Source organism: Caballeronia sp. NCF2, from assembly GCF_023631205.1.
GTDB lineage: Bacteria > Pseudomonadota > Gammaproteobacteria > Burkholderiales > Burkholderiaceae > Caballeronia > Caballeronia zhejiangensis.
Window position 1 is genome coordinate 162,805 of the sequence record NZ_JALQDN010000002.1, and the last position, 11,222, is coordinate 174,026.

Below are 11,222 nucleotides of genomic sequence, written 5' to 3' on the forward strand. Positions count from 1 at the left end.
TCGCCCGAGCGGTTTTTCATCCTAAAACCCCAACCCTTACTTCCCCAACCCCGTCGCCGCAATCGTCTGCTCCGCGGCCTGCGCGTACAGCGCGTGCAGATGCGTCGTCGGATGCACGGTATCGGCGTACATGTACGTCTGATCCGCGCCCGCGACCGTCAATGTTTCCGGCGAGCAGAACAGCGACGTCGCGAAATCCTGCGGATTCGGCTCGCCGTACTTCTGCGCGGCCGCGGCCATCGCCTTCAGGTTGCACGCGGTGCCCGTATTCGACACCGTGAAGCCTAACTGCTGATAGTTCGCGGTGATCTGCGCCAGCTTCGGCGGCGTATCGAGGTAGATGACTTTCGACTTGATGTTGAGCGCCTGCAACGTCTGATCGAGCGCAGTATTGAACCCGATCGAAGCGCTCGAAAGACCGGCGCGCGTGACCGCGTCGCTCATCGTGCCCTGCGGCGTCGTGCCGATATCCGGCACGTTCGATACCAGCACATGCGTCGCGCCGTGCTGCAGGATCGTCGCGACGATTCCGCCGAGTTGCTTGGCCGCCGTGATGATCGCAGTGGATGCATCGGCCTGCGAGATCGCGCCGGCCTTAACCAACTGCAAGTTGTAAAGGACGTCGTTCGCGCCGCCATTCACGATGACGAGCTGATTCGCGTTGAAACTGCCGTGCGCCGCAAGGTAGTTCTGCACTTGCGTCGCGACCGGCACGGTCAACGCGCCCGCGTAGCTGTTCGGATCCGTGGCGTGACCGATGCCCATGGGATTCGTCACGCGCGCGCCGCCTTGCGCATAGCCGAGTCCCGACTGATTCGTCGGCGCAACCCCAAACCCCCCCGTCATCGCCGGCGTCAGCGTATCGCCGTAATACTGCGCGACGTTCTGCACCCACACCTGACCCGGATTCGTCGTGAACCGTCCGCCGCCGAAGTTCGCGGCCGCGACCGGCGCATACGTGCCGACATCGGAAAGGCTGTCGCCGAACGACACCACTTGCAGCTTCACGCCGCCCGCGGGCGTCGAATTGTTGTCATCGCCGCCGCCGCCGCACGCGGCGATCAGGGCGAAGGCCGCGCTGGCCGTCGCGACTTGGGCAAAGCGCACCAGTGCGGCGCGCGTCGAGCGTTGCTTCTTCATGACCTCGTCTCCCTTCTTACCTGTTTTCTAGTTCGATTACGGCGTCAGACCGTGTCGCGGTCTTCATGCCGCTAGCTGCGAGTTTAAGCGATGCCGCGCGCCATCCTGGCGCGCGCGCAGCTTACGGCCGAGCGCCGTGCCCGACAGCGTACACGCGGCGCGCGTCTTTCCGAACGCGACTTCGTAGAAGAAATCTTCGGTGTTTGCAGACGCCCGTGCCCGCTCAATCCGCCATGCCCGGCCGACGCGCGCCTTCGTAGACCCATTCGAGCAGCGCATCGTGCGCGGCGCGCGCGGCCTCGGCGCGCGGATCGTTGATGAAACTCACGACCACATAGCTCTCGCCGTTCGCCGCGCCGACATAGCCCGCGATCGCGCGCACGTCGCGCAGCGTGCCGGTCTTGATGTGCGCGTTGCCGAGCGCGCCCGCGTTCGTTAGACGGTTGCGCATGGTGCCGTCGACGCCCGCGATCGGCAGCGATTCGACGAACACCTGCGCGACCGGACTCGCGTTCGCGGCCATCAGCAGATCGGCGAGCGAGATCGCGGAAATATGCTCGTCGCGCGAAAGGCCGGAGCCGTTGTCGAGCACGAGACCGTTCATCGGCAGGGCGCTGCGTTTCAGGAACGCCTGGATCGCCGTCGCCGATTTCGCCGTCGTCGCGGGCGGCTTCAGTTGCGCCGCGCCGATCGTCAGGAACAGGTTGCGCGCCATCACGTTGTTGCTGAACTTGTTGATGTCGCGCACGACATCGGACAGCACCGGACTGCGATGCGTGCCGACGAGGCGCGCATTCGACGGCGTCGGGCCTTCGCGCGTCGTGCCTGCGAACGTGCCGCCCGCCTGCTTCCAGAGCGCGAGGAAACCGCCCGCGAAGAAGGTCGAATGATCGAGCGCCGCGACGTTGATCGTGCGCGAGCCGCAACGCAGCGGATAGTCGCCGACGAACGACGCCTGCACGAAGCCGCCCTGCGTCTGCGCGACGCTCGGCGACGCCGCCGAAAGCGAGCCGACGCACGCGCCGCGCGTCACGCGCAGTTCGTTGTCGATCTGAAGTTGCGCGAGTTGCGGCAATACGTCGATGGATACTTGTCCGTCGGCGTTGGGCGTCAGCGTGAAGGACAGCGATTTGAACGCGTAAAGCAGCGGATCGGGGCCGACGTTGTAGGGCGCGCTGTCGTCGTTGTCGAACGCGGGCAGATCGCGCGTCGACGCGTCGAAGTAGCGCTTGTCGAGCACGAGCGCGCCGTCGATGCCCGTGATGCCGTTCTTGCGAATCTGATCGACGAGATCGATCAGCTCTTCCGGCACGAGCTTCGGATCGCCCGTACCCTGAATGTACAGATTGCCGTGCAGCACGCCTTGCGCATCGAGCTGGCCGTCGGCGTACGCGGTCGTCTTCCAGCGATAGTCCGGGCCGAGCATCGAAAGGCCCGAGAAGGTCGTGACGAGCTTCATCGTCGATGCGGGCAGCATCGGCTCGTTCGCGTTCACCGAGACGAGCGGCAGCGGCGCGCCGACACGCTGCACGACGACGCTCATCGACGACAGCGGCACATGCGCGTGCGCGAGCGCCGTCATCACCGATGCGGGCAGCGGGCCGGCCGGCACGACCGCTTTCGCCGCGCGCTCGGCTTTCGCGCGCTTCGACTTCGCCCCGCCGATGGCCGCGCGCTGCGGCGCGTGACCTTGCGCATCGGCCTTCGAGCCGCCGCCGCGCGCATCGGCATCCGGCATATGGCCGAGGGTCGCGCAGGCGAACGCTGCGGCGAGAGCGTACGAAGACAGTCGGCGAGAGAAGGAGCGGGAAACGGGCGGCATGGACGAGCGTTGTTCTTGGCTGGATGACGAGCGGCGGCGCGTGGCCGGGCGGGGTCGCGCCGCGAGGAAGCGGCTATTGTAGACAAGCTGGCTTGCGGAAATCGTACGGGTAAAAAATCATCGCACGACGCGCTTCGGGTGCGGCATGCGGTTGTCCTCCGATGCTGGACGATCGGCGCCGTTAAGTCCCGTTTAAGCCCCGCGCGGATACAATGACTCGCGGCCCCCGGCTGCCCCACGTAACCATCAACAGACATGTGCCATGCGAATCCTGCTTGTCGAAGATGACCGGATGATCGCCGAAGGCGTGCGCCGTGCGCTGCGCGCGGACGGCTTCGCAGTCGACTGGGTCCAGGACGGCGAGGCCGCGCTCACGGCGGTCGCGGGCGAGTCCTACGATCTGATGCTGCTCGATCTCGGCCTGCCCAAGCGCGACGGCCTCGACGTATTGAAGACCCTGCGCGCGCGTTCGAACTCGCTGCCGGTGCTGATCGTGACGGCGCGCGACGCCATCGCGGATCGCGTCAAAGGACTCGACGCCGGCGCGGACGATTACCTCGTCAAACCTTTCGATCTCGACGAACTCGGCGCGCGCATGCGTGCGCTGATCCGCCGTCATGCGGGGCGCGGCGAATCGCTCGTTCGGCACGGTGAACTGACGCTCGATCCGGTCGGTCATCAGGTGACGCTCGCGGGCAATCCCGTGTCGCTGTCGGCACGCGAATTCGCGCTGCTCGAAGCGCTGATGGCGCGGCCCGGCGCAGTGCTGTCGAAGAGCCAGCTCGAAGAAAAGATCTACGGCTGGGGCGAGGAAATCGGCAGCAATACGGTCGAGGTCTACATCCATTCGCTGCGCAAGAAGCTCGGCGCCGATCTCATCCGCAACGTGCGCGGCCTCGGCTACATGGTCGCGAAGGACGCCTGATGCGGTCGATCCGCCGGCAATTGCTGATCTGGCTGCTTGCGCTCGTGATCGTCGGCGTGGGCTTCGCGGGCTGGCTCATTTACCGGCAGGCGCTCGCCGAAGCCAACGAACTCTTCGACTATCAGCTTCAGCAGATCGCGGCCGCGCTGCCGTCCGAGCCGTTTTCTTCGGTGCTCAGTTCGCGCAGCGAAAGCGACGAAGGCGTCGTCATCCAGATCTGGAATCGCAACGGCGCGCTGATGTACTTCTCGCATCCGCGCGTGCCGCTCGCGCCGCATGCCGAACTCGGCTTCTCCACGGAGATGACGCCGCGCGGCGAATGGCGCGTGTATAGCGCGATCGTCGGCGATAACGTCGTGCAGCTCGCGCAGCCGCTGTCGATCAGAAATCGCGTCGCGGCGGGCGTCGCGTGGCGCACGCTGTGGCCGCTCGTGCTGCTGCTGCCGCTGCTCGGGCTCGCGATCTGGGTGATCGTCGGGCTCGGGCTCGCGCCTTTGCAACGCGTCACGCGCGCGCTCGACACGCGTCATCCGGAAGCGCTCGATCCGCTGCCGGATCGGCCGCTGCCGCAGGAAGTGCGGCCGGTCGTGCGTGCGCTGAATGCGCTGCTGTCGCGCTTGTCGGCGGCGCTCGACACGCAAAAGGCCTTCGTCGCCGATGCCGCGCACGAGCTTCGGACGCCGCTCGCCGCGGTGCAGATTCAGGCGCAGCTCGTCGCGCGCGCGCAGGATGACGAAACGCGTCGCGAGGCGCTCAGGGATCTGCACGAAGGCATCGCGCGCGCGACGCGGCTTGCGGAGCAACTGCTGGCGCTCGCCCGCTCGGAACCGGATGGCAAGGCGGCGTTCGCATCGGTCGATCTCGCCGCGCTGCTCGAATCATGCGTGCGCGGCTCGGTGCTGGTGGCGCAGCAACGCGGCGTCGATCTCGGCATCGAGGAGAGCGAACCGGCGACCGTGAACGGCGATCCCGATTCGCTGCGCGTGATGTTCAACAATCTCATCGACAACGCGACGAAGTACACGCCTCGCGGCGGCCGCGTGGACGTGTGCCTTCGTCTCGCCGATGGCCGTCCCGTCGTCGAAATCTCCGATACCGGACCGGGCATTCCTCAAGAAGAGCGAGAAAGGGTGTTCGACCGGTTTTATCGCGTGGGCGAAGGGGCGAATCGCGCCCGCACGGATGTGTCCGGCAGCGGCCTCGGGCTCGCGATCGTGAAGCGGATCGCGCAGCAGCATGGCGCGACGGTGACGTTGGCGGAGTCGAGCGCGAGCGGTCTCAAGGTGGCCGTAACGTTCTGATGCGCGTGGCCGCCGCGCCGAAGCAAGCCGCTCTTTCTCCTCTTTTAAGAGCGGTTTAAGCGACGCCCCGTAACCTTGCTCCATCGATAAAGCGCGCTCCGTGAGAGCGCATCCCTCGTCAGGAGCACACACGATGAAAGCGAAGATTCTTACCCGCAGCGCCGTCGCGGCTGCCGTTGCCGTCGCCTTGTCGGCGGGTTACGTGGCGGGTCATAACAACGTTCCTGCACCGCAAGTCATCGCGCCCGCGCAAGCCGCCGCGATGATGCCCGCCGAAGCCGCGGCCAAGACGGGCATCCCCGATTTCTCCGGTCTCGTGGAAACGTATGGCCCGGCCGTCGTCAACATCAGCGCGAAGCACGTCGTCAAGCAGACGTCCGCGCGCAGCGGCCAGAATCAGTTGCCGATGGACCCCGACGATCCCTTCTATCAGTTCTTCAAGCGCTTCGGCGGCATGCCCGGCTTCGGCGGCGGCGATGGCGGCCCGCGCGCGGATCGTCCGAGCGAAGGCCTCGGCTCCGGCTTCATCGTCAGCAGCGACGGCTACATCCTCACCAACGCGCACGTAGTCGATAACGCGAACGTCGTCACCGTGAAGCTCACGGACAAGCGCGAATACCGCGCGAAGGTCATCGGCGCGGACAAGCAGTCGGACGTCGCCGTGCTGAAGATCGACGCGAAGAGCCTGCCGACGGTGAAGATCGGCGATCCGAACGGCAGCAAGGTCGGCCAGTGGGTCGTCGCGATCGGCTCGCCGTACGGGTTCGACAACACGGTGACGTCGGGCATCATCAGCGCGAAGTCGCGCGCGCTGCCCAACGAGAACTACACGCCGTTCATCCAGACCGACGTGCCGGTGAATCCGGGCAACTCCGGCGGGCCGCTTTTCAATCTGCAAGGCGAAGTGATCGGCATCAATTCGATGATCTATTCGCAGACGGGCGGCTTCCAGGGCCTTTCGTTCGCGATCCCGATCAATGAGGCGATCAAGGTCAAGGACGCGCTCATCAAGACGGGTCACGTCGATCGCGGCCGTCTCGGCGTGACGGTGCAGGGCATGAATCAGACGCTCGCGAATTCCTTCGGCATGAAGTCGCCGCAAGGCGCGCTCGTGAGCTCGGTCGAGCCGGGCGGGCCGGCCGCGAAGGCGGGTCTGCAACCGGGCGACGTCATCACGGCGCTCAACGGCGAGCCGGTCACGGATTCGACCTCGCTGCCGTCGCAGGTCGCGGGTCTCGCGCCGGGCACGTCCGCGAAGGTCACGGTGTGGCGCGACAAGAGCGCGAAGGATCTCAGCGTGACCATCGGCGCGTTGAAGGACACGAAGACCGCGAGCGCGAAGACCGGCGGCGGTGACGAATCGTCGGCGCAGGATGCGCGCCTCGGCGTCGCGGTGCGTCCGCTTACGCCGGAAGAAAGGCAGAACGATTCGCTCTCGCGCGGCCTGCTGGTGCAGCAGGCGGGCGGCGCGGCAGCGAACGCGGGCATTCAGCCGGGCGACGTGATTCTCGCCGTCAACGGCCAGCCGGTGACGTCCGTGCAACAGTTGAAGTCGATGGTTCAGCACGCGGGCGACAGCATCGCACTTTTGATCCAGCGCGACGACGCGCAGATCTTCGTGCCTGTCGATCTCGGCTGACGCAGCGCATCGGCGGCCGCGACGCGGGCACGAAGCATGCTCCCGGGTTCCCTGGTGCCCCATCGCGTGAAACCGACGCATCGGGCGTGACGCCGCCGGCGCTTTCGAGCGCGGCGGCATCGGAAAAAGGAGCTGAAAACATGACGAGCAGAACCACGGGCAGGCTGGCGGCCGCGCTTCTCGTTGCGGCGGCGAGCGCGAGCATGGCGGGCAGCGCCTGGGCGCAGCAGGCGAGCGGCGCCTCGGGCGGCACGGCGACCGATTTGTCGAGCGCCGGCAACACCAACGGCGGCGGCCTGCCGCAGATCGAGCAGCAAGGCGACGTTTCGTATACGTCGGGCGGCGTCGGCCTCGACGAGTCGCGCGCATTGTTGCGCGAACAGGCGCACTGGCCGCTATCGCTGCGCTTCACGGGTCCGACTTCCGATTACCTTTCGGGCGTGCATGTGCGCGTCGTCGGCGGCAAGGGCGGCGAGGTGCTGTCCACGGAATCGATGGGACCGTACATGCTCGTCAAGCTGCCGCCCGGCAACTATACGGTCTACGCGAAGTACAAGGATCAGGAGAAAAAGCAGGCCGTGACGGTCGCGGGGCCGGGCAAGGCCAAGGCGGCATTCCACTGGAACATTCAGTAAGCGCGGGCGTCGAAAGGGAAACGCCCGGGCCGTCGAAAGCGCTCACGCAGGATCGGAAGTTTGTCTCATAATTAAGCCACGGGTGTCTCGATGACTCGTGGCTTTTTCTTTGGAAGCCGGTTCTTACGCGGAGGGGCAGCACGATGGGCACGGAACTGAACGTCGGGCACGAAACGGCGCATCACATCGAGATCACGCTGAACGGCCGGCGCTGCCGCGTGATCCATCAGGGCGTGACCTACGCCGATACGCACGCATCCCTCACGCTCGTCGAGCAGGGCGCGGAGAAAGTGCACTACTTCCCGCGCGCCGACGTGAACATGGCGCGCCTCGAACGCTCGATTCACACCACGCACTGCCCGACGAAGGGCCAGGCGACGCACTATCATCTGCTGACCGAAGACGGCCCGGTCGAGAACGCCGCGTGGAGCTACGAAGCGCCGCTCGACGCCGCCGCGAAAATCAAGGGCTATCTCGCGTTCTACGGTTCGCGCGTCGATCGCATCGACGAGACTTCCTAGGCGCGCATCCGAACAGACACCTTACATCCGCTCCGCCATAACGAACGCATGCGATCCTTGTCCCGGAGGCTCGAATGGAAGTCACCGATGCGCTGTGCGTTCCGCTCGATTGCGCGCACGTCCGCGAGGCGCTCTCCGATCTCGCGTTGCTGCGCGCGAGCCTCGACAATTGCGAATCGTTTACGCGCACGCCCAACGGCGAGTATGTCCTCACGCTGATCGTGCCGCTCGGCGCGCTGCGGGCGCGCTACGAAATTCGCGCGCACGCCGCCGGGCGCACGCGACAGGCGGCGCATGAAGAAGGCGAAAGCGACGCGTCGCACGACGGCGCGTACGCGCGCACGCTGAGCTTCAAGGCGCGCGGCGAAGGCGTCGGCTCATTGCGCGGGCAGATCGCGGTCGCGCTCAATCCCGATGACGACGGCGCCGCGACGTGGATCGAATACACCGTCTGGGCGACGGTCTCGGGACCGCTCGCCGGCTTGCCCGCGCGTCAGATCGAAAACGCGCTTCGTGAAGGCGCCGACGATTTCTTCGCCGAGTTCTGCGAAGTGGTGCGTGCGAAGCACGGCTTGCCGTCGATGCGCGCGGCAGGCGCAAGCGCCGAGCGCCGGCATGTGTTCTTGCGGCCGGGCGCGATGTCGGCGGCGTTCTCGCGTCGCTCGGGCGCGATGCGCGGGCATTCCGCCGACGCCCACGCGAGCGGCGTGCTGCGGCATCGGCTGCACGGACACGGATTCGTGCACAACGACCGCGATCATTCCCACGATCCGCATCCGCTCGGCCTGCCGATATGGGCGTGGGCGGCGATGCTCGTGTGCATCGCGCTGTTCGCGTATTTCGCGCAGCGCATCGGTTCGCAATAGACGGCGCGAATCAGGCGCTCGCGGGCATCAGCAGCGACGGGCTGCAGCGCAATGCGTCGAAGCATGCGTCGATGAGCGCTTCGGCGTCGCGTTCCGGATGAACGATGTCGGGCAGCATCAGCGAATCGTGCAGGATGCCCGTGAAGAGACAGTGGAGCATGGTCATCGCGCGGCGCGTGTCGAGCGTCGCCGGAAGCTGCTTCTTTTCGACGGCGTTGCGCAGCGCGCGCTCGATGCGCTCCATGCCGTCGCGCATGTTGTTCTGATGCCGCTCGCGCACCGGCCCCATTTCCTCGACGAATTCGCATTTCATGAAGAGGATGTCGAAGACGCGGCGCCGCTGCTCGTCGGTCGTGATGTTGCGCATGCACCAGACGAAGAGTTCATGCAAACGCGCGAGCGGGTCTTCCTCCTTGCCGTCCAGCGTGGATTCCACGAGTTCGTCGAGCGGCAAAAGGCTGCGGTCGAACATCGCGTTGAAGAGATCGCCCTTGTTGGCGAAATGCCAGTAGATCGCGCCGCGCGTGACGCCCGCCGCCTGCGCGATGTCCGCGAGCGTCGTGCGCGATACCCCTTTTTCGTAGAAGACGCGCTCGGCCGCGTCGAGTACGCGGTTGCGCGTCAACTGCGCTTCTTCCTTGGTTCGTCTGACCATATCCTGCGGCCGGTGGCCGTCTGCTCCTGCTACTGCCGTTTGTAAGCCGCTCTGTGGACGACTCTGTCGAAGGTTCGTCGAACGTAATCGATTCCCCGGAGCGGTTTCTTCTCATCGCCAATGGGGAGAAACACGTACGGTTTTTTACATTCATTCGTGAATGTATATACAATACCACCCGTTTACGAATATTCACAAATTCATCCGGCGGGCGGATTTCGCATAAGCTTGCGTTTCCATTGCCCGTTCTGGCCGTCCTGTGGCCACGGGCGACGCCTCCGAGCGTCGCGCACGGGTATGAGGCGTCACGCGCAGGCTGGCGTCGCCGCTCACTCGCCGGACAAGTTGGTGTATTCACAGCGTCCCGAAGGACGCTCGTGCGCGGCGTTGCCCGGGGAAGGCCGCCGCGTGCCCAAACTTCACTCTCAGTCTTAGACAGAGGTCGCTCCATGCGCGTCGAACGGGTTCCACTCCGCTTAATCACCGCCGCGACGGCTGCCGTGTTCCTGGCAGCGTGCGGGCAAAAACAATCAGCGCCTCCGCCGCAAACGCCCGAAGTGGGTATCGTCACCGTGCAGCCGACGAGCGTGCCGGTCATCGTCGATTTGCCGGGCCGCACCAACGCCTATCTGGTCGCGCAAGTGCGCGCACGGGTCGATGGCATCGTGCTGCGCCGCGAGTTCACTGAAGGCTCCGAGGTCAAGGCCGGTCAGCGTCTCTACAAGATCGATCCGGCGCCGTACATCGCCGCGCTGAACAACGCCAAGGCGACGCTCGCGAAGGCGCAGGCGAACGTCGCGTCGCAGAATGCGCTCGTCGCGCGCTACAAGATCCTCGTCGCGGCCAATGCCGTGTCGAAGCAGGATTACGACAACGCCGTCGCGGCGCAAGGCCAGGCCGTCGCGGATGTCGCCGCGGGCAAAGCATCGGTCGATACCGCGCAGATCAACTTGGGCTACACCGACGTCGTCTCGCCGATCACCGGCCGCACCGGTCTCTCGCAGGTCACGCCGGGCGCCTACGTTCAGGCGAGCGCCGCGACGCTGCTCACGACCGTGCAGCAGCTCGATCCGATCTACGTCGATCTGACGCAATCGAGCGTCGAAGGCTTGCGCCTGCGCCGTCAGATTCAGGAAGGCCGTCTGCAGACCGAAGGCATCCACGCCGCGAAGGTCACGCTCCAGCTCGAAGACGGCCGCACGTACACCGAGCAGGGCAAGCTGCAGTTCTCCGACGTGAGCGTCGACCAGAGCACCGGTTCGGTGACGGTGCGCGCGATCTTCCAGAACAAGGACCGCGTGCTTCTGCCGGGCATGTTCGTGCGCGCGCGGATTCAGGAAGGCACGAACGACCACGCGCTCGTCGTGCCGCAGATCGGCGTCACGCATGACCAGAAGGGCACGCCGACCGCGCTCGTCGTCAACAAGGACAACAAGGTGGAACTGCGCCAGCTCGTCACGGGCAGCACGTTCGGCAACAACTGGGTGGTCGACAGCGGCCTGAACCCGGGCGACCGCGTGATCGTGAACGGCGTGGAGAAGGCGAAGCCCGGCATGCAGGTGAAGCCGGTCGACGCGAAATTCCCGTATCCCGTAGCCGGCGCATCGGATGCGCAGGCGGCATCGGCGCCGGCCGGTGCCAGCGGCGCGAGCGCTGCCAGCGGTCCGCAAGCCGCATCGGCCGCCTCCGCTGCATCGGGCGCGCAATAAAAGGGAGCC

10 protein-coding genes are annotated in these 11,222 nt (G+C 65.9%); 7 read left to right on the forward strand and 3 right to left on the reverse strand.

Annotated features, from left to right (window positions below):
• Positions 1-36: 36 nt before the first annotated feature.
• Positions 37-1,140: an SGNH/GDSL hydrolase family protein gene (locus NCS02_RS02965; protein ID WP_008351318.1), complete on the reverse strand. Its 1,104-nt coding sequence runs from the start codon at positions 1,138-1,140 to the stop codon at positions 37-39.
• Between the two features lie 223 nt (positions 1,141-1,363).
• The gene (dacB, locus tag NCS02_RS02970) at positions 1,364-2,962 is read right to left on the reverse strand and encodes a D-alanyl-D-alanine carboxypeptidase/D-alanyl-D-alanine endopeptidase (protein ID WP_244807713.1); all 1,599 of its coding nucleotides are present in this window, start codon (positions 2,960-2,962) and stop codon (positions 1,364-1,366) included.
• Between the two features lie 262 nt (positions 2,963-3,224).
• Between dacB and NCS02_RS02975 the strand changes: the two genes are divergently transcribed.
• From NCS02_RS02975 to NCS02_RS03000, 6 genes are all read left to right on the forward strand, one after another.
• Positions 3,225-3,887 (forward strand): response regulator, encoded by a 663-nt coding sequence (locus NCS02_RS02975; RefSeq protein WP_008351316.1) that lies wholly within the window; start codon positions 3,225-3,227, stop codon positions 3,885-3,887.
• Positions 3,887-5,188, forward strand: coding sequence for an ATP-binding protein (locus NCS02_RS02980; RefSeq protein ID WP_008351315.1), 1,302 nt, complete (start codon positions 3,887-3,889; stop codon positions 5,186-5,188). The genes NCS02_RS02975 and NCS02_RS02980 overlap by 1 nt, the downstream gene beginning before the upstream one ends.
• A gap of 133 nt (positions 5,189-5,321) precedes the next feature.
• Positions 5,322-6,827, forward strand: a complete 1,506-nt coding sequence (locus NCS02_RS02985; protein WP_008351314.1) for a DegQ family serine endoprotease — start codon at positions 5,322-5,324, stop codon at positions 6,825-6,827.
• 140 nt (positions 6,828-6,967) lie between these two features.
• Complete coding sequence (locus NCS02_RS02990; protein ID WP_008351312.1) at positions 6,968-7,462, forward strand: hypothetical protein; 495 nt, start codon at positions 6,968-6,970, stop codon at positions 7,460-7,462.
• A 143-nt stretch (positions 7,463-7,605) separates the two neighbouring features.
• The gene (locus NCS02_RS02995) at positions 7,606-7,983 is read left to right on the forward strand and encodes a DUF427 domain-containing protein (RefSeq protein WP_008351311.1); all 378 of its coding nucleotides are present in this window, start codon (positions 7,606-7,608) and stop codon (positions 7,981-7,983) included.
• Between the two features lie 74 nt (positions 7,984-8,057).
• On the forward strand, positions 8,058-8,849 hold the full coding sequence (locus NCS02_RS03000; RefSeq protein ID WP_008351310.1) for an SRPBCC family protein: 792 nt from the start codon (positions 8,058-8,060) through the stop codon (positions 8,847-8,849).
• 10 nt (positions 8,850-8,859) lie between these two features.
• Here NCS02_RS03000 and NCS02_RS03005 read toward each other — a convergent pair whose 3' ends face one another.
• Complete coding sequence (locus NCS02_RS03005; protein WP_033536527.1) at positions 8,860-9,504, reverse strand: TetR family transcriptional regulator; 645 nt, start codon at positions 9,502-9,504, stop codon at positions 8,860-8,862.
• A 449-nt stretch (positions 9,505-9,953) separates the two neighbouring features.
• Here NCS02_RS03005 and NCS02_RS03010 point away from each other — a divergent pair, with 449 nt between their 5' ends.
• Positions 9,954-11,213 carry an efflux RND transporter periplasmic adaptor subunit gene (locus NCS02_RS03010; RefSeq protein WP_244807714.1) on the forward strand — a complete coding sequence of 420 codons (1,260 nt, stop codon included), beginning with the start codon at positions 9,954-9,956 and terminating at the stop codon, positions 11,211-11,213.
• The last annotated feature ends 9 nt before the right edge of the window (positions 11,214-11,222 follow it).